The sequence below is a fragment of the Minwuia sp. IMCC3009 genome, assembly GCF_029909415.1.
Taxonomy (GTDB): Bacteria; Pseudomonadota; Alphaproteobacteria; order Minwuiales; family Minwuiaceae; genus Minwuia.
The window spans coordinates 2,163,070-2,181,961 of sequence record NZ_CP123781.1; the positions used below are offsets into that span (position 1 = coordinate 2,163,070).

At 63.3% G+C, this 18,892-nt stretch carries 12 protein-coding genes; 9 read left to right on the forward strand and 3 right to left on the reverse strand.

Annotation, left to right across the window (positions count from 1 at the left end; all coding sequences use genetic code 11):
* Nucleotides 1–91: 91 nt before the first annotated feature.
* Together QGV55_RS10185 and QGV55_RS10190 are read left to right on the forward strand one after the other, a co-directional pair.
* The gene (locus tag QGV55_RS10185) at nucleotides 92–1,276 is read left to right on the forward strand and encodes a DUF898 family protein (RefSeq protein WP_281016919.1); all 1,185 of its coding nucleotides are present in this window, start codon (nucleotides 92–94) and stop codon (nucleotides 1,274–1,276) included.
* 24 nt (nucleotides 1,277–1,300) lie between these two features.
* A complete protein-coding gene (locus tag QGV55_RS10190; RefSeq protein WP_281016918.1) occupies nucleotides 1,301–2,395 on the forward strand; it encodes a M48 family metallopeptidase in 1,095 nt (364 codons plus the stop codon).
* 8 nt (nucleotides 2,396–2,403) lie between these two features.
* On the opposite strand, the gene QGV55_RS10195 is transcribed toward QGV55_RS10190, so the two are convergent.
* Entirely contained in the window at nucleotides 2,404–2,889 is a 486-nt protein-coding gene (locus tag QGV55_RS10195; RefSeq protein ID WP_281016917.1) for a flavin reductase family protein, read from the reverse strand.
* 189 nt (nucleotides 2,890–3,078) lie between these two features.
* On the opposite strand from QGV55_RS10195, the gene motA reads away from it, so the two are divergent.
* From motA to QGV55_RS10210, 3 genes are all read left to right on the forward strand, one after another.
* A complete protein-coding gene (gene motA / locus QGV55_RS10200) occupies nucleotides 3,079–3,936 on the forward strand; it encodes a flagellar motor stator protein MotA (RefSeq protein ID WP_281016916.1) in 858 nt (285 codons plus the stop codon).
* Between the two features lie 45 nt (nucleotides 3,937–3,981).
* Nucleotides 3,982–5,013 (forward strand): flagellar motor protein MotB, encoded by a 1,032-nt coding sequence (locus QGV55_RS10205; protein WP_281016915.1) that lies wholly within the window; start codon nucleotides 3,982–3,984, stop codon nucleotides 5,011–5,013.
* A 129-nt stretch (nucleotides 5,014–5,142) separates the two neighbouring features.
* On the forward strand, nucleotides 5,143–6,486 hold the full coding sequence (locus QGV55_RS10210; protein WP_281016914.1) for an AarF/ABC1/UbiB kinase family protein: 1,344 nt from the start codon (nucleotides 5,143–5,145) through the stop codon (nucleotides 6,484–6,486).
* 13 nt (nucleotides 6,487–6,499) lie between these two features.
* Here the strand turns inward: QGV55_RS10210 and QGV55_RS10215 are convergent, their stop codons facing one another.
* On the reverse strand, nucleotides 6,500–7,699 hold the full coding sequence (locus QGV55_RS10215; protein ID WP_281016913.1) for a glycosyltransferase family 4 protein: 1,200 nt from the start codon (nucleotides 7,697–7,699) through the stop codon (nucleotides 6,500–6,502).
* Between the two features lie 25 nt (nucleotides 7,700–7,724).
* Between QGV55_RS10215 and QGV55_RS10220 the strand changes: the two genes are divergently transcribed.
* Nucleotides 7,725–8,489, forward strand: coding sequence for an alpha/beta hydrolase (locus tag QGV55_RS10220; protein ID WP_281016912.1), 765 nt, complete (start codon nucleotides 7,725–7,727; stop codon nucleotides 8,487–8,489).
* Nucleotides 8,490–8,497: 8 nt separating this feature from the next.
* Here QGV55_RS10220 and QGV55_RS10225 read toward each other — a convergent pair whose 3' ends face one another.
* Complete coding sequence (locus tag QGV55_RS10225) at nucleotides 8,498–13,276, reverse strand: calcium-binding protein (protein WP_281023661.1); 4,779 nt, start codon at nucleotides 13,274–13,276, stop codon at nucleotides 8,498–8,500.
* A gap of 308 nt (nucleotides 13,277–13,584) precedes the next feature.
* Here QGV55_RS10225 and QGV55_RS10230 point away from each other — a divergent pair, with 308 nt between their 5' ends.
* The 3 genes from QGV55_RS10230 (at nucleotide 13,585) to QGV55_RS10240 (ending at nucleotide 18,799) form a co-directional block, all read left to right on the forward strand.
* The gene (locus QGV55_RS10230) at nucleotides 13,585–15,351 is read left to right on the forward strand and encodes an acyl-CoA dehydrogenase family protein (RefSeq protein WP_281016910.1); all 1,767 of its coding nucleotides are present in this window, start codon (nucleotides 13,585–13,587) and stop codon (nucleotides 15,349–15,351) included.
* Nucleotides 15,348–16,436: a HAMP domain-containing sensor histidine kinase gene (locus tag QGV55_RS10235; protein ID WP_281016909.1), complete on the forward strand. Its 1,089-nt coding sequence runs from the start codon at nucleotides 15,348–15,350 to the stop codon at nucleotides 16,434–16,436. The genes QGV55_RS10230 and QGV55_RS10235 overlap by 4 nt, the downstream gene beginning before the upstream one ends.
* Before the next feature lie 98 nt (nucleotides 16,437–16,534).
* Complete coding sequence (locus QGV55_RS10240; protein WP_281016908.1) at nucleotides 16,535–18,799, forward strand: NADP-dependent malic enzyme; 2,265 nt, start codon at nucleotides 16,535–16,537, stop codon at nucleotides 18,797–18,799.
* Nucleotides 18,800–18,892: the final 93 nt, after the last annotated feature.

Here is an 18,892-nt window from a genome sequence, read left to right on the forward strand (position 1 = left end):
CCAGACGTCGGACAAGACAATTGCCAGTTCCGCCCCCCACACATAACGTGTCCCAGGCAAGGAAATACAACTACAGCATGGCAGGGACGACATGAACGAGGATGACAGGCGGGGCTGGCCCGAACCGGTGCCACCGCAGGAGCCATCGGCACCTCAGGTCGCCCCGGTTGAAGCGGACGGGGGCGGGACAGGCAACAGCCTGGAACTGAAATTCTCCGCGACCCGGACGCAGTTCCGGAAACTGGTCCTGCGCCAGATGCTGATGATGGTCGCCACCTTCGGCGTATACTGGTTCTGGGCGCGGACCAATGTGCGACGCTTCATCTGGGGGCACCTCTCCCAGGGCGGCAGCCGCCTGGAATACAGCGGCCGGGGCATGGAGCTGTTCCTGGGATTCCTGATCGTCGGCGTGGCACTGGCGCTGGCGTTCTGGATCATCCAGTTCGCGATCCTCGCGATCGCGGGCCCGCAGTTCGCGCCCTTTGCATGGCTGCTGACGCTTTATCCACTGCTGGGCATCCTGGGTGTCATCGCGATCTACCGGCGCCATCGCTACATGATCCGCCGTACAAGCTGGCGCGGTATCCATTGCAGCCTCAGCGGTTCCACTGGGGGCTATCTCGGCCGGATCATCGTGCCGCTGCTGGCGACCGTGGTCACACTCGGCCTCGCCCTTCCCTGGGTGACAATCACGATCCAGCGCTATCTGGTGAGCAACATGTCGCTGGGCAGTGAACGGTTCACCTACCACGGCTGGGTGGGCGACATCTTCGGTCGCTGGGTACTCTGCTGGCTGCTGATGCCGCTGACGGGCGGACTCGCACTGGCATGGTGGCGCGGGTTCACGACCCAGTACATGCTGCGCCAGACCCGGCTCGGCTCTCTCGGCTTCTCCTCAGATATCCGCCCGATCCGGTTCGTCAGCATCTACTTCTTCGGCGGGCTCTTCGCCGGACTGATCGTCTACGGCATTTTCTTCGTGATCTTCAGCATCATGTTCGCCGGTGGCTCCTTGCCAATGCCAGGACAGGAGGGGGCGTTCGACGTCGGACAGCTCGTGCTGTTTGCCATCCCGTACATGCTTTTCATGGTCATCATCGGTCCGATCTCCTATTCGGCGTACCTCTATTTCGTCGAATACCCGACCGTCGAGTATGTCTTCGAGACCACGACCATCGTCGGTTCGATGGATATCGAGAATATCGTCCAGGTCGCAGATGCGGACAGGGGTGCGGGCAGCGGACTGGATGCGGTACTGGGAATGGATGGTATCTGAGCAGGTTCGAAGTAGCGTGAGAGCATGAGTTTCCCGGCAATCTATCTGGACGGCGTCTCGGCGCGGGAGCAGGCGGTGGAGATCGGCATCTCCCACGCCGGACTGACCTTCCAGGTGGCGGGCATGCCCTGTTTCTGGTCAGCAGACGAACTGGAGCTGATCGACCTGACGGACGGCGGCACCCGCCTGCGGCTGCGCCACGCCAGCATGCCGAACGCCCGGCTGCTGGTCACGGAAGATGGTGCGGTGGCCAGGCTGCACGAGACCCTGCCGCAGGTGTTCGGCAATCGCCGCGGCGGCATCCGACGCGACCTGAAGCGGCTGGCCATCGGCACGGCAGGGGTCTGTGTCGGCGTGCTGGTGATCCTGACCGCATTGCCGCTGCTCGTCGGCGTGCTCGCCTCCCTGGTTCCGGTCTCCACAGAACGGGAGTTCGGTCGGGAGGCGGAGAGGAGCATCGCGCTGATCCTGCCCGAAGTCCGCCGGTCCTGCGTCAGTCCAGAGGGACTGGAGGTCTTGCAGCGCATGACGGATGACTTGCTGGCAGGGCTGGATCTTGACCCCAAACCGCACGTCCGGGTCGTTCCGGACGGGCTGGTGAATGCCTTCGCCCTGCCCGGCGGCCAGATCATCCTGTTCGAGGGGCTGATCAGGAATGCGCAGTCACCGGAGGAGATCGCCGGCGTCCTGGCGCACGAGATCGGCCACGTGGCCTACCGCCATGGTGTGGAACAGGTGATCCGCGACAGCGCCCTCGCCGCCATATTCTCCATCATTGCGCCAGGCAATGTCGGCGGTACCGGCGGACAGTTGGCAGAATTTCTCGCCAGCCAGTCCTATGGACGCGACGCCGAACGTCAGGCAGATCGTTTCGCGGTGGAGCGGCTCAATGCCCTGGACATCCGGGCTGATGGCATGATCGCCTTCTTCGACCGGACTGCCGGCGACCCCGGACGGGACGGATGGGGCGTGGGTCTGCTCTCCTATCTGCAGAGTCACCCGGGAGCTGAGGACCGCGCCGCCGACATCCGGGCCAGGGCGACGGGAACCCGACCGATCCTGGACGCACGGGAATGGACGGCGCTGCGGCGCATCTGCCGGAAGGTGGAGGAAAGCTGAGCCAAGCCTCAGCCCGCAATCTCCGCGTACCGGCCCTGGAAGTAGAGCAGTGGCGCAGCACCCTCTGCCTGGTTCAGATGCGTTACCCGACCGATGATGATGATGTGATCGCCACCATCATGCGTGGCCTCCGCGACGCACTCGAAGCTGGCAATGGCGCTGTCCAGCATCGCACAGCCATTGTTGCCGGCCTGCCATTCGAAGGGAATGTCGGCGAACTTGTCATCGGCCTTGGAGGCGAAGTGGTTTGATTCCGCCTGCTGACCAACGCCCAGAACGTTGACGGCAAACGGCTTCCCCGCGCCGAAGGCATCGGCACAGTTGGCACGCCGGTCGAGGCTGAACAGGACCAGCGGCGGCTCCAGGGAAACCGAGTTGAAGGAATTGACCGTCAGGCCAACCGGTCGACCCTTCGCATCCAGAGCAGTGATCACCGTGATCCCGGTGGCAAAGCACCCCATTGCATCACGCATCTCGCGCGGCGTTACCGTCATGGCGCTCCCCAACCCATAAGCAGATTCATCGAACAGGGACGGAGTTTACCAATTGCATCCGCGCGGAAAACCCTGCCCCGCCGGAATAATTCGCTCGGCGGCCATGCGCAACGCTGTCTTCGCTAACGTGATCTTAACCGCAATGGCGGCAATCTGCGGGCCGGTGCAAAAAAAGCGGCGGTAGATTCAATGTTCTTCATCATCGGTGTTCTGGTGGTTATTGGCTCGGTTCTGGGTGGCTACCTGCCTCACGGCAGCTTTGCCGTGCTGGTCCAGCCCCTGGAAGTCCTGATCATCTGCGGGGCGGCGTTTGGTGGTTTCATCATCTCCAACCCCAAGACCGTGATCTTCGGCGTGTTCAAGTCCATCGGGAAGATCCTGAAGGGACAGCCCTACAACAAGGCAGCCTATGTCGAACTGCTGACCATGCAGTACACGATCTACAAGCTGGCCAAGGCCAAGGGCATGCTGGCGCTGGAAGCACATATCGAGGATCCGGAGAAGAGCTCCATCTTCTCCGCCTTTCCGAACTTCATGAAGAACCATCACGCGGTCGAATTCGTGTGCGACTACCTGCGCCTGATGACCATGGGCACGGAGAATGCACACGAGATGGAGGCGCTGATGGATGAGGATATCGAGACCCATCACCATGAACAGCACGCCATCGCCTCTGCCGTGACAACAGTGGGCGACGGCCTTCCGGCCTTCGGCATCGTTGCCGCCGTGCTGGGCGTCATCGTGACCATGAGCAGCATCTCCGAACCGCCCGAGGTGCTGGGCGGCCTGATCGGCGCGGCGCTTGTGGGTACCTTCCTCGGCATCCTGCTCGCCTATGGCTTCGTCGGCCCGATGGGCAAGAACCTGGAGAACTATGCGGAGGCCGAGGGCAAGTACTACCAGTGCCTGAAGGCCGGCATGCTGGCCTATCTGAATGGCTACGCCCCGGCCGTGTCCGTCGAGTTTGCCCGCAAGACGCTCTACAGCCACGAACGCCCCAGCTTCAGCGAACTCGAGGAAGCCGTCGAGAACGCGCCGAAGATCTGATCCGAGACCCTCTCAACCTCTTCCACCTGACAGCAGCCAGGGACCATGTCCGAACATCCGCAACCGATCATCATCAAGAAAATCGTCAAGGGCGGTCACGGTCATCATGGCGGTGCCTGGAAAGTGGCCTATGCCGACTTCGTGACGGCCATGATGGCGTTCTTCCTGTTGCTCTGGCTGCTGAACGTGACCACCGACGAACAGAAGAACGGCATCGCCGACTACTTCGCCCCTGCCGCCGCATCCCAGTCCACGTCCGGTTCGGGCGGTGCGCTGGGTGGCCAGACCATGGTCCGCGAAGGGTCACGCATCTCCGACAACGGCCTGCCCACCGTCGTTGTCTCCGTCGGCGACATCGAGGACGAGAAGGACAGCCACGAGGACGGGAAGAAGTTCGACCCCTCCGGCGACGAGGTGGACGAGGAAGGCATCTCGAACAACGACGAGTCCGTGTCAGGCTCCGAGCGCGGGCGCAAGGGCACGCCGGGTGAGGACGACATTGCCGAGGCCCTGGCCCGGCGGGAGCAGGAAAACTTCAACGAGGCGATGGACGCCATCGAGGACGCCATCGAGCAGGCGCCCCCCGAGCTGAAGGAACTGGCGGAGAACCTGATGGTCGACATGACCGATGAAGGGCTGCGTATCCAGCTGGTTGACCAGGGCGGCCGGTCCATGTTCCCGAAGGGCAGTTCCTCGCTGGAAGGTCATGCCTCCGAACTGCTGCGCCTGATTTCCGGCGTCGTCACCACCCTGCCGAACAAGATCAAGATCACCGGCCACACGGACGCCACGCCCTATCGGTCCACCAACGGCTACGGCAACTGGGAACTGTCGGCTGACCGGGCGAACGCAAGTCGTCGCGCCCTGATCGCGGTCGGCGTTCCGGTGCACCGCATCGATCAGGTCACCGGCAAGGCTGACCAGGAGCCCCTGATGCCGGAAGACCCCTATGCCGACTCCAATCGCCGCATCAGCATTGTCCTGATGCGCGCCGCCAACCTGGCCCTGCCCCAGGCACCCGTCGATGCGCTGAAGAAGATGGGCCTGTCCGTTGCGGGCGAACGCGAAGGCGGCTGACACCGCACCTGCCTGCACCCGGGCATTGCGCCACAGCAGCCGCGACCTGACGTCCTGCCCCCTTGGTCATGAACCACAGGCCCGCCATATGCGTATTGTGTTCCCGTAACGGAATGGGGCGAAAGCGCGATGGCGAACGACCGGAATTCGATTGGCGGGCAGGTGATGCGGTATGCGCGCGTCGGTCGTTCCGTGGGCGGACTGGCTGCCAAGCTGGCCGGTGAGCGGTATCTGGGCATGGAGATCGATCGCAATGTCCACGCCCAGGATCTGCGGGCCGCGCTTGGCGGACTGAAGGGTCCGCTGATGAAGGTGGCGCAGATCCTGTCAACGATCCCGGAGGCTCTGCCGAAGGAATACGCGCAGGAACTCTCGCAACTGCAGGCGGATGCACCGGCGATGGGCTGGGCCTTCGTCAAGCGGCGCATGATGACCGAACTCGGCCCGGGCTGGCAGAAGCAGTTCGCCAGCTTCGAACGCGAGGCCAGCGCGGCGGCGTCCCTGGGGCAGGTCCACCGCGCCACCGGACACGATGGTGCCGACCTTGCCGTGAAACTGCAGTATCCGGACATGTCATCGGCCGTGGAGGCGGACCTGCGGCAGCTGAAACTGATCTTCTCCATCTATCGGCGCTACGACAGTTCCATCGACACCAGCAATATCCATACGGAGATCGGGGACCGCCTGCGGGAGGAACTGGACTATCGCCTGGAGGCCAGGCACATGCGCCTCTACCAGGAGATGCTGTCGGGCGAGGACGGGGTCCATGTGCCGACCGTCGTACCTGATCTGTCGACCGACCGTCTGCTGACCATGAGCTGGCTGGACGGACAGCGCCTGATGACCTTCGCCGAGGCGCCGCAGGAAGTGCGCAACGCCATTGCGCAGAACATGTTCAGGGCCTGGTACGTGCCCTTCTATTACTACGGCGTCATCCACGGTGATCCGCATCTGGGCAACTACACGGTGCGCGACGACCAGACGATCAATCTGCTGGACTATGGCTGCATCCGCACGTTCCAGCCGAAGTTCGTGCAGGGGGTCATCGACCTCTATTGCGCCCTGCGCGACGGCGATGAGGCCCTGGCGGTACATGCCTACGAAAGCTGGGGCTTCGGTGGCCTGACGAAGGAGGTGATCGAGACGCTGAACCTCTGGGCGGCCTTCGTCTATGCGCCGCTGCTGGAGGATCGCGCCCGGCGGATCCAGGAATTCGGCGACGATGGCGTCTACGGCAAGGATGTGGCGGAAAAGGTGCACCGGCAGCTGAAGGAACGCGGCGGGGTCACGCCACCGCGGGAGTTCGTCTTCATGGACCGCGCGGCCATCGGGCTGGGCGGCGTCTTCCTGCACCTGAAGTCGGAGATCAACTGGTACCGGATGTTCCATGACCTGATCGAAGGCTTCGATGTGGACAGTATGGCCAGGCGTCAGAAACAGGCATTCGGCGAGGCGCAGGTGCCCCTGCCCTGAGCCGGTGACCGGTTCAGGCCGTGCCGGTCAGTTCCCGATAGACGGAAATCGTCCGCTCGCACATCAGCGTCTTGGTGAAATTGGCCGCGATATGGGCCACCGCGCGGCTTGCCAGCGCATCGCGCGCATCCTGATCCAGCGCGACGGCGGTCTCCACGGCCTCCGCCAGTTGGACAGCATTGTCGGGGTCGACCCACCAGCCCGTCTCCCCCGGCACGACCGTCTCCATGGCGCCGCCGATGCCGGTCACCACGGTCGGACGTCCCATGGCCTGTGATTCGACCGCGACACGGCCAAAGGCCTCAGGCTCCACCGACGTGGACGCCACGACACTGGCCAGAGCATAGGCAGCCGGCATGTCGCGACAGGTGCCGACGAACCTCACCCGCCCCTCAACGCCCAGGCGCTGTGCCAGGCGGCGGAGTTCCAGCTTGTAGGCTTCATGCCCGACATCGCCCCCGGCGAACACGACAACCGAGTCCTGATCGCGCAGCAATGCCAGTGCTTCGATCATCACACGCTGGCCCTTCCAGCGGACCAGCCGTCCCGGCACCAGGATGACCGGCGCACCTGCGGGCACGGCCCAGGCCTCGGCGAGCTGTATCTTCCGGGCCGCGGAGACGGTGGAAATATCGAACTGGGCCAGATCGACACCGCGCGGAATCATCCGGATGCGGTCGTCGGTCAGGTCCGGCGCGACCTGGCGCAGATAGTCCCGGATGAAGTCGGACGTCGCGATCACGCGATCGCCGCGAAACATCACGCTGTTGTAGGCACGCTTGGCGGCATTCTGGCCGTTGTAGGGTCCGTGAATCGTGGTCACGAAAGGTGTCCCGGTGCGGCGCGCGGCGTAGAACGCGCTCCAGGCCGGGGCGCGTGACCGCGCATGCACGATATCGACCTTCTCCGCCACGATCAGGCGGGCGAGTTGGCCGATATTGCGCCACATCACCAGCGGATTCTTGGATCGCATGGGCAGCAGCACATGCTCGCCGCCGCCGCGTTCCACCTCCTGCACCATGTGCCCGCCGGAAGATGCAACGATGGCCCGATGGCCCGCGACGGACAGGGCCGTGACCATGTCGGCGGTGCCACGCTCCACGCCCCCGGTCACCAGCGCGGGCAGCACCTGCAGCACGGTCAGCGGGCGGCTGGCGGCAGGCCCGGTCTGTGTCGGGTTGCCCGGTTCGTGGATCGGTGGTTCGCTTGTCATGTAGTCACTGGGCTAGGAGACGAGAGTGCCGAACGCGCCGAAAGAACTGTCGCGACACGACGGAGAAACCATCGCTTATCATCATACCACCGGAAAGACACCTGGCATCATCTTCTGCGGGGGTTTCATGTCCGACATGGGTGGCACCAAGGCCCTGGCGCTGGAGGAGCATTGCCAGGCCAACGGTCTCGGGTTCGTGCGTTTCGACTATCTCGGACATGGCGAGAGCTCCGGCAGTTTCGCGGATTCGGGCTGCATCAGCCGCTGGACGGAAGATGCCACCGCGGTTCTTGATGAACTGACAACGGGACCGCAGATCATTGTCGGATCTTCCATGGGGGGATGGGTCATGCTGCGCCTGGCGCTTGCACGCCCGGAACGCATTGCCGGTCTGATCGGCATCGCACCGGCCCCGGACTTCACGACCTGGATTTGGGAGGAACTGGGAACGGCGAATCAGCAGACCCTGATGGCGGACGGACTGGTGCGCGTTCCCTCCGAGTATGATCCGGAAGGCTATGTCATCACGCGAAGACTGATCGAGGACGGGCGCGCCTGTCATCTGCTGGATGACGGCACACTCGGCGTCGATGTACCCGTGCGGCTGCTGCATGGCATGGCCGACCCGGACGTGCCATGGCGGCATTCGCTGCGAATCGCGGAGGCGCTGCGGTCGACCGACGTGCGCATCCACTTTGTGAAGGCGGGCGATCACCGGCTGTCGGAGCCGGGTGACCTTGATCTCCTCCGCGCCACAGTCGACGAACTGGTGCAGACCGTGGGCGGCTGAGACCGAAATCACATCAGGAACAGCAGGTTGTTGTCCTGATCGAACACTTCGTAGGCGCCCTGCGCGGCGTCGTAGAGCATGGAGGCATTGACGCCGCCCAGGCCGTCCGACAGGTCGATCTGGGTCACGACCGTCTCGTCGAAGGTGACCGACCCGGCGCCGGCGGGGAACTTCGCCGTCCAGCTGCCGTCGCCATTGTCGATGAAATCGACATCGTCCAGTCCGACACTGCCGTCGGCACCTTCCAGGATCAGCCGGTTGCCGATATCGACATCATTGATGACGTCGTTGTTCGATGAACTGTCGCTGCCCGCCCTGAACAGGAAGGTGTCGAAGCCTTCGCCACCATCCAGCAGGTCATCGCCCTGGCCGCCTTCCAGCGTGTCGCCGCCCAGACCACCGAACAGCTGATCGTCGCCATTGTCGCCCAGCATGCGGTCGAAGCCGTCGTCACCGAACAGGGTGTCGAAGCCACCGTCGCCGTGCAGTTCATCATCGCCGGCACCGCCGGTGATGAGGTCGCGGCTGGTGCCGCCACCGATCGTGTCATTCCCGGCGCCGCCGTCCAGCGTGTCCTTCCCGCTGCTGCCGAACACCATGTCGTCGCCGTCGCCGCCGATGACACTGTCCGCGCCCGAGCCACTGTTGACGAAGTCATTGCCGGCACCCGCGTCAACCACGTCATCGTCGGAATTGGCAAAGACCACATCGTCGCCGTCACCGGCGTTGATGGTATCCTTGTTGATACCGCCGTCGATGTAGTCACTGCCCGCGCCACCTTCGATCAGGTCCGCACCGCCGCCGCCGACCAGCGTATCGGCCTCGACACCGCCGATCAGCGTGTCATTGCCGCCTTCGCCGAAGGCCTCGTCAGCACCTTCGCCAACCGAGACGAAGTCATTGCCCTCGCCTGCCAGCACGAAATCGTCGCCAAGACCGCCGAAGATCTGGTCATTGCCGGACCCGCCGCGCAGTTCGTCCGCGCCGTCTCCGCCGTCGAGGGTGTCATCACCGGTCTCGCCTTCCAGCGTGTCATCGCCCGCATCACCGGAGATCACATCGTGCAGGTGGCCACCGCGAACCAGATCAGCGCCCTCGCCTGCCGTGATGGTGTCTGAACCACCAAGACCGGAGATCGTGTCATTGCCCGCGCCACCATCGACCGAGTCATTGCCCGGGTCGGCATTGACGAAGTCATCACCGATACCTGCCGTGATCCGGTCGTCGCCGGTGCCGCCGCGCAGGCGGTCATTGCCGTCGCCGCCGTCCAGCGTATCGGCACCGTCACCGCCACGGACCGTGTCGTCGCCTGCACCACCATCGACCAGGTCATCACCTTCCTCGCCATCAGCGAAGTCGTTTCCGGAACCGCCGAAGAGCTGGTCGTTGTCGGTACCGCCGCGCAGGTTGTCCGCACCGGCACCGCCGATCAGCGTGTCATCGTGAACGTCGCCACGCAGGCTGTCGTCACCGTCGCCGCCATCCAGGCTGTCATGGCCGGTCAGGCCGAGAAGACTGTCATTGCCGGCGCCACCAAAGGCCGTGTCGTTCTGGCCGCCTGTGTTGAGCGTGTCGTTGCCTTCTCCACCAAACAGCAGGTCATTATCGAAATTGCCCTGCAGCAGGTCATCGCCAAGGCCGCCGGTGACGGTATCGTTGCCGCCCGAGCCGAACAGCGTGTCCTCGCCATCACCACCGGTGACGGTGTCGTTGCCGAGTTCACCGCGCAGGTTGTCGTTGCCTGCGCCGCCGATCATGGTGTCGGCACCATCGCCACCGCGTGCCTCGTCGTCGCCGTCACCGCCGTCCAGAACATCGTCATCGGCACCGCCACGCAGCAGGTCCGCACCGGCACCGCCGACAAGACTGTCTGCCCCGGCATCACCACGCAGGGTGTCATCGTCATCACCGCCGTCCAGGGTGTCACCACCCTCGCCGCCGATCAGGATGTCATTGCCTGCTTCGCCGAGCACATGGTCGTCCTGGCTGCGACCGGTGATCTGGTCGTTACCGCCGCCAGCGGCAAAGATGCGTACATTGCCATCCTCGCGGTCCGACAGGGACACGGTGTCATCGCCGCCCAGCGCGGCATCCGTCGTGCCCTCCAGGAAGTCCGACGTGTCGATGGCATCAAAATCGACGTTGTTGTTGCCTTCGGTGAACAGGGGCTCCGGATCGGGTTCCGGTTCCGGCTCGGTCACACCCAGCACGGTTTCCACGTCGGTGAGCTGGAACACGTTCTCGCCCACGGTGACCGTTCCGGCCTCCGCGTCATAGACCGCGCCATCGACACCGGAGAAATCCACCGTGTCGTTGCCGGTGCCGCCGAAGATCTCGCCACCGCCGGAACCGGCGATGAACAGGTCATCGCCATGGCTGCCGGACATCACATCACGGCCTTCGCCGCCGATGATGGTGTCGGCGCTGGAGCCGCCGGAGATGGTGTCATTGCCTGCACCGCCGTCCAGGACGTTCTCGCCCGAACTGGCGGAGATGACGTCATTGCCGGCACCGCCGCGGACAGTGTCATTGTCGCTGCCAGCCTCGATGGAATCGGCGCCGTCGCCACCGTCGATCACATCGGCCTGGGAGCCGCCGTCGATGGTGTCGTCGCCGGCACCGCCTTTGATCGTGTCCGCGCCGTCCTCGCCATGGATCTGGTCGTTGCCGTCGCCGCCGTCGATCACATCGTCCTGCGATCCGCCGTTGATGGTGTCACCACCGGTGCCGCCGTCGATCACGTCCGCGCCATCCTCGCCGCGGATCTGGTCATTGCCGTCACCGCCACGAATCGTGTCGTCCTGCGACTGACCGTTCAGCGTGTCATTGCCTGCGCCACCGTCCAGCTCGTCGGTACCGCTGCCCCCCAGCAGGCTGTCGTCGCCATCGTCACCGAAAAGCGTGTCATCGCCGCTCTGGCCGTTGATGGTGTCGTTGCCCGCACCGCCGCTGATGGCATTGTTCAGGTGGTCGCCGTTCAGATTGTCGTCCGTACCAGCGTCGGTCTCCTCACCGCCGACGGTGAGGGAGGAAAGCGATACGGACTCCTTGCCAAGACCACCCTTCTCCGCATCCTTCTCATCGGTGAAGAATTGCTGACCGGCCTTGATCTCCGCCATTTCAAATGTCAGCAGCAAGGCGATCTCGGTGCCATCGGCAGTCTCGCCGACCGCAGTCAGGTAGCCGGAATCGGCGTCACCGCTCTCGCTGTTCGAAACACCGATCTTTGCGTCAAAGACTTCGATCACAGCACCGTTCTCGTCGGTGAAGCTGAAGTCGATCTTCTCCTTCGAATCCAGCGTCTGCGGGTCCTTGTCATTCTCCGCGACGATCTTCAGGTTGCTGACGGAGCCCGAGTCCACATCCGCAATGTGGAAATCGTCCTTGCCATCCTTTGCATCAATGTTCTTGCCGCTCGCGTAGCTGAACGTGGCATCGATCCGGCCGCTGACCATATCCTTGTCGTCCTTGTCGTCCTTGTCGTCCTTGTCGTCCTTGTCGTCCTTGTCGTCCTTGTCGTCCTTGTCGTCCTTGTCGTCCTTGTCGTCCTTGTCGTCCTTGTCGTCCTTGTCGTCCTTGTCGTCCTTGTCGTCCTTGTCGTCCTTGTCGTCCTTGTCGTCCTTGTCGTCCTTGTCGTCCTTGTCGTCCTTGAGGGACACACCGAGCACTTCCTCGATATCTTCCAGCGTGAAGACGTTGCCGCCTGCGGAAACCGTATTGCTTTCCGCGTCGAACACCGCGCCATCCACATCAGAGAAATCAACAGTGTCCTTGCCGGATCCGCCAGAGATCACACCCCCGCCTTCGCCTGCGATGAACAGGTCATCGCCGGAACCACCATAGAGTTCGTCCTGGCCTTCACCGCCCGCCAGGGTGTCATCGCCGGAATCCCCGAACAGTGTGTCGTCACCGGCATTGCCGCTCAGCTTGTCATTCTGCGCCCCGCCATCAGCGACGTCATCGCCCTCGCCGCCCTCGATGGCGTCCTCACCACTGGCACCGAGCAGCGTGTCAGCGCCCGCGTCACCGCTCAGGGTGTCGTCCTGGGATTCACCTTCCAGCAGGTCATCGCCATCGCCACCGGACAGTTCGTCCTCGCCGCTTGCGCCGAACAGGGTGTCGTCACCAGCCGCACCCTCAAGGGTGTCATTGCCGCTTTCACCCTTGATCTCGTCATTGCCGGCGGCACCTTCGATGTCATCATCCTCGTAGTTGCCGCTCAACTTCTGGTCATCAACCTTCTCGGCCTCTTCCTCGACGGGTCCGACCCTGTTGCCGCGATCCCGGCTCGGAGCCCGGAGTTCAGGTTCTTCAGCGGCGGGCTCCGGCTCCTCCACGCCAAGTGACGAAATGGAAACGGATTCCTTGCCCTCGCCAGCCTTCTCGGCATCCTTCTCGTTGGCAATGAAGGCCTGCCCCGCTTCAATGCTCTCTACATCAAAGGCCACCAGCAGGGCGATCTCTTCCCCGTCTGCGGTCTCACCCACGGCGGCCAGGAACCCGGTATCGTCGGCACCATCGGCACTCGTGGAACGTTCGACCTTTGCGTCGGTCACACTGACCGTCTCGCCACGCTCATTGACGAAGCTGAAATTGATCTTCTCGCCGGAATCAAGCGTCTGCGGATCCTTGTCGTCTGCAGCCTCAATGCGCAGCTTGCTTACCGACGTGGAGGAAACATCGGCCTGGTGAACCTTCAGCTTGCCGTCCTTGGCATCAACGTTCTTCCCCGTCGCATAGGAAAATGCCGCGTCGATCTCACCGGTGATCATGTCCTTGTCGGCCATCAGGGCCTCCGCTCTACCTTGGCGATCATGTGCCACCAGAGGGCCACGACCAGATGAAAAACACGTGAATGCTGCGACGCAACAGCCGTGCCAGTCTCAAATGTGCCCCCACAAGGAAGAAACCAAGCAAAATCAGCGATGATCAAGATTTCGCGTTTCATAATGAGACACCATGCGATGTCCGTCACGGTGCGGACGTGCACCTTCGGGACAGCTAGATGCGCACACGATGTCCAGTCAGTTGCGCACACCTCCCCTGTGTCGCATTCTTTGATACGAGAGAACATGTTGGGGAGCGACGAAACAGGATGAATGCGCCAGTTATCGATACGAGCATCAGCGCTGCTAAACTGGCACGGGACGTACGGGGTCAGAATTTCTTCGAGATTGACCGGTCACTCCAGTCATTGCTGAAGATCTATTGCCCGGATTCCCTGCGGGAGCACATGTGGCCGCACTGGCAGCGCCTCGGCGAGGTCGCGGGCGGCTCGCTCGATGAACTGGCCGATATCGCCGAACGGCACCCGCCCCGGCTGCACTATCGCGACCGGTTCGGTCGGGACCAGGAATGGATCGAATATCATCCTGCCTATCGTGACATGGAACGGGTCGCCTTCACGGAGTTTGGCCTGCACATGATGAGTCACAGGCCCGGCGTGCTGGACTGGCCGGAAACCGTTCCGGCAATCGCCAAGTACGCCTTCACCTATCTGTTCGTGCAGGCAGAATTCGGCCTGATGTGTCCGGTCAGCCTTACAGACACCGGCCTGGCCATGCTGCTGAAGTTCGGCGATGCCGCAATCCAGGAGAATTTTGCCGACCGCATCGCCGTACAGGACGCGGATACCATGCTGCGCTGTTCGCAGTTCATGACGGAGAAGGCCGGTGGTTCGGACGTCGGTCTGGTCGAGACCATTGCGCGGCAGGAAGACGGCGGATGGCGCCTCTATGGCGAGAAATGGTTCTGCAGCAACACCGATGCGGATGTGGCATTGCTGCTGGCCAGGCCGGAGGGGCGCGGCGCAGGAACGCGCGGGCTTGGCCTGTTCGTGATGCCGAAGACCTTGCCGGACGGCAGCCGTAACAACTACCGGATCATGCGGCTTAAGGACAAGCTGGGCACCAATTCCATGGCATCGGGAGAGATCGTCATGGAGGGCGCGCAGGCCTGGGTGGTCGGCGATGTGGAGGATGGCATCCACCAGATGATGGCGCAGGTGAACCTCTCCCGTCTCAGCCACGGTGTGCGGGCTGCCGCCCTCATGCGGCGGTGCCTGAACGAGGCTCTGGTCGCCGCCGAGTCCCGCACGGCCTTCGGCCAGCAGGTCGCCGACATGCCGCTGGCGCAACGGCAACTGATGAAGATGATGGTGCCGACGGAGCAGTCGCTGAGCATGTATGCCTACGCGGCCCAGCAGATGGACGCGGCCAAGGCCGGGGACAAGGCTGCGGAAACCCGCCTCAGGATCGTGACGCCGCTCTACAAGTTCCGCGCCTGTCGCGACAATCCGGGGGTGGCAACCGCGTCGATGGAGATGCGCGGCGGCAATGGATACATCGAGGACTTCGTCAATCCGCGCCTGATACGCGACTCGCAGATCGGGCTGCTCTGGGAGGGGACGAGCAACATCAATGGTCTCGATGTCCTGACCCGTGCGGTCGCGAAGGTAGGGGCACACACTGCCCTGGCGGCAGACATCAGCGAGCGGCTTGCCGCCAGCAATGCCCTGCCCCCGGCGCTGCGCGACGCGGCGGGCGACTGCCTCGACCGCGCCACGGCCATGGCCGACGAAGTTGCACGCCGGGGTGACGAGACCCAGGCCCGGCGGGTTTCCAGCGCGCTGTATCACAGCGTGACCGCCTCCCTGATGGCCTGGGAAGGGGCGACGCTCGGGTCCCGTGGAGAAGACGCCCGCCGCCTGCTGCTGGCGCGCATGGTGATCGATCACCGGCTGAAACCATCGGACCCGCTTTCGACGGAGGATGGCGCATTCAACCGTGCCGCGTCTGCCCGCCTGCTGGACACGGCACCGGTATCCCTGGCGGAAGCATCTGAAATGCTCCTGCTGCCGTGACACAACCTGTTGCAGAACTGACAGAAGCAGAGCGCCGCGACATCAAGGCCGTCGATAACGGTTTCGGGCGCTTTGCCAGATACCTCGTGACCCGTTTCGGTGCCGTCAGGAGCTTGATGCTGGCGACGGTCGCGATCACGGTCGTTACATTTGTGACCTGTCTGGTCTCCTATGAAATCATCGGCCTAGACTACCTCGGCAACCCGATATCCGTGGTGATGCCGATTGTCATGCCCATCGTCACGGCGTTCCCGACCACCCTCATCATCCATCGTCTTGTTGCCGCAACCATGGCACGTGAGCAGCAGGGGCTGCGCCAACAGGCGGCACTCCGCGCCGCGGCAGACGAATCCGCCTTCCATCGTGCCCGTGCGGAAAGGACCAGCAAGGCCACTTCGGATTTCCTGGCCAGCATGAGCCACGAGCTGCGGACACCGCTGAACGCCATCATCGGCGGCGCCGACATGATCAGGAACCAGTCCCTGGGGCCCGTCGGCGACGAGAGGTACCTGCAGACGGCGGAGGACATTTCGTTCGGCGGAATGCACCTGCTGCAGATGATCAACACCATCCTTGATCTCGCGAAGCTGGAGAGAGGTGCCCACACCTACCAGATGGAGGAAATACCCGTCGGCGAGATCATCGAGAACGCGGTCCGGATCGTCCGTGGGCAGGCGGAGCAGGCCCGTATCGCGATCGAGTTCACGACACCGCCCGAGCAGATGCAGATCATCTGTGATGACCAAGCAATGCGTCAGGTGATGCTGAACCTGCTCTCCAACGCCATCAAGTTCTCCCCTGCCGAAAGCACGGTGCACGTCGATGCGGTTGAGGAGCCGGACGGGCGGATCTTCATACGCGTTGCCGATTCCGGGTTCGGCATCCCGAAGGACCAGCTTGACGACATCTTCGAGCCTTTCGTGCAGGTAGACAGCGTGCGAACACGCTCCCAGCAGGGCACCGGACTTGGCCTGGCCCTTGTCCGCACGATGGTCGAACAACAGGGTGGACAGGTGTTTGTCGAGAGCACGCCCGGCCATGGTTCGGTGTTCAGTCTTGCTTTCGAGGCCGCTGCAAAGGTTTGACAGCCGGTCGCGGCCCGATCAAAAGTCCCCTCACGGCGAATTCACGCCCAATCAAGATTCCCGCTTGCAAAGCGACAACTGAACCGCAAGGCGCCACCATGAGCGATGACCGCAACCGAAGCCTCAACCAGGAGGCACTGATCTTCCACTCCACCGGACGTCCGGGCAAGATCGAGGTGGTGGCCACAAAGCCGATGGCAACCCAGCGGGATCTCTCACTGGCCTACAGCCCCGGGGTCGCGGAACCCTGCCGGATCATCCATCGCGACCCGAACCAGGTCTATGACTTCACGGCCAAGGGCAATCTGGTCGCTGTCATCTCCAACGGCACGGCCGTGCTGGGTCTTGGTGACCTCGGCCCCCTCGGCTCCAAGCCGGTGATGGAGGGCAAGGCGGTCCTGTTCAAGCGCTTCGCCGATGTTGACGGCATCGATGTCGAGCTCGATTCCACGGACGTGGACGAGATCATCGCAACCGTCCGCGTGATCGCCCCGACCTACGGCGGCATCAACCTGGAAGACATCAAGGCGCCGGAATGCTTCGTGATCGAACAGCGGCTTCGGGAGCTGCTCGACATCCCGGTGTTCCATGACGATCAGCATGGCACGGCTATCATCGCCGCCGCCGGCCTGATCAATGCCTGCGCGCTGACAGGCCGGAAACTTTCCGACGTGCGCATGGTGGTGAACGGCGCGGGCGCGGCCTCCATCGCCTGCATCGAACTGGTCAAGGCCATGGGCGTCGGCGTCAACAACGTGGTCATGTGCGACTCCAAGGGCGTCGTCTATCGCGGCCGCGAAGAAGGCATGAACCAGTGGAAGTCGGCCCATGCGGCGGAGACGGATGCCCGCACGCTGGAAGATGCAATGGTCGATTGCGACGTGTTCTTCGGACTGTCGGTGGCGGGGGCCGTGACCAAGAAGATGGTCGCCTCGATGGCCGACAATCCGGTGATCTTCGCGATGGCCAACCCGGACCCCGAGATCACGCCGGAGGATATCGCCGAAGTCCGCTCCGACGCCATCGTGGCAACCGGGCGGTCCGACTATGCCAACCAGGTGAACAATGTCCTGGGCTTCCCGTATATCTTCCGCGGCGCGCTGGATGTCCGCGCGACAACGATCAACGAGCAGATGAAGATCGCCGCCGCGGAGGCCCTGGCCGACCTGGCGCGGGAAGACGTGCCCGACGAGGTCGCGCGCGCCTATCGCGGCACACGGCTGCAGTTCGGACCGGAATACATCATCCCGACACCTTTCGACCCGCGCCTGATCTCCGCCATCCCGCCGGCAGTCGCCGAGGCCGCGATGGCCAGCGGCGTGGCACGCAAGCCGATCGTGGACATGGAGAACTATGTCAACGAACTGCGCGCGCGCCTCGACCCGACCTTTGGCGTGCTGCAGCTGATCTTCGATGAGGTTCGTGCCAATCCGAAGCGGGTTGTCTTCGCGGAGGGTGAGGAAGAGAAGGTCATTCGCGCCGCGATGGCCTTCAAGCAGGAAGGCTATGGCACACCGGTGCTGATCGGCTATCCGGAGCGGGTGCAGGAGATGATCCGCGACATGGGTCATGACCCTGACGAACTCGAGATCGTCAGTGCCCGGGATTTCGACAATCGCGAAACCTACTACGACTTCCTCTATGCCCGCTGGCAGCGCCGCGGGCTGCTGTACCGCGATTGTCAGCGGCTGGTGAACACCGACCGCAACGTGTTCGCCGCCTGCATGGTTGCCAATGGCGACGCCGACGCGATGGTCACCGGCGTCACACGGCGTTTCTCCTTTGCCTACGAGGACGTCCGGCGGGTCATCGACCCGCGCCAGGGTCAGCGGGTGTTCGGTTTGACCATGCTGCTTTCGCGGGGACGCACCGTGTTCATCGCTGACACGACAGTGCACGAACTGCCGACGTCCGTGGAGCTTGCCGACATCGCGGTCCAGGCTGCGGCCATGGCACGCCAGATGGGGCATGAGCCGCGCGTCGGTCTGGTTTCCTACTCGACATTCGGCAATTCGACCCACGTCACGTCCGACAATATCCGTGGTGCCGTGTCCCTGCTGGATTCCCGGGAACTGGACTTCGAATATGATGGCGAGATGTCGGTGGATGTCGCGCTCAACCCCGAACTGATGGAACTCTATCCGTTCTCGCGGCTCTCAGGTCCGGCGAATGTGCTGATCATGCCGGGACTGCAGTCCGCCAATATCGCGGCCAAGCTGCTCCAGTCCCTCGGTGGCGCGACCGTGCTCGGTCCGCTGCTGGTCGGCCTGTCCCACCCGGCGCAGGTGGTGCCGATCGGGTCCTCCGTTTCCGACCTGGTCTCTGCTGCGGCGCTGGCAGCCTATGACGCGGGCAAGAACTGACACGGCATCTCCACAGGCGTCCCCGGTCGGGACAGCCTGTGGATACTCTTGTGGCTGCTGGCACCAAATGCCTAAACGAAAAGGGAAATATCC

Bases quoted from the DNA above. Each gene is read 5' to 3' on its own strand.
- QGV55_RS10185 (WP_281016919.1), top strand. From the start codon at position 92: ATGAACGAGGATGACAGGCGGGGCTGGCCCGAACCGGTGCCACCGCAG.
- QGV55_RS10190 (WP_281016918.1), top strand. From the start codon at position 1,301: ATGAGTTTCCCGGCAATCTATCTGGACGGCGTCTCGGCGCGGGAGCAG.
- QGV55_RS10195 (WP_281016917.1), bottom strand. From the start codon at position 2,889: ATGACGGTAACGCCGCGCGAGATGCGTGATGCAATGGGGTGCTTTGCC.
- motA (WP_281016916.1), top strand. From the start codon at position 3,079: ATGTTCTTCATCATCGGTGTTCTGGTGGTTATTGGCTCGGTTCTGGGT.
- QGV55_RS10205 (WP_281016915.1), top strand. From the start codon at position 3,982: ATGTCCGAACATCCGCAACCGATCATCATCAAGAAAATCGTCAAGGGC.
- QGV55_RS10210 (WP_281016914.1), top strand. From the start codon at position 5,143: ATGGCGAACGACCGGAATTCGATTGGCGGGCAGGTGATGCGGTATGCG.
- QGV55_RS10215 (WP_281016913.1), bottom strand. From the start codon at position 7,699: ATGACAAGCGAACCACCGATCCACGAACCGGGCAACCCGACACAGACC.
- QGV55_RS10225 (WP_281023661.1), bottom strand. From the start codon at position 13,276: ATGGCCGACAAGGACATGATCACCGGTGAGATCGACGCGGCATTTTCC.
- QGV55_RS10230 (WP_281016910.1), top strand. From the start codon at position 13,585: ATGAATGCGCCAGTTATCGATACGAGCATCAGCGCTGCTAAACTGGCA.
- QGV55_RS10240 (WP_281016908.1), top strand. From the start codon at position 16,535: ATGAGCGATGACCGCAACCGAAGCCTCAACCAGGAGGCACTGATCTTC.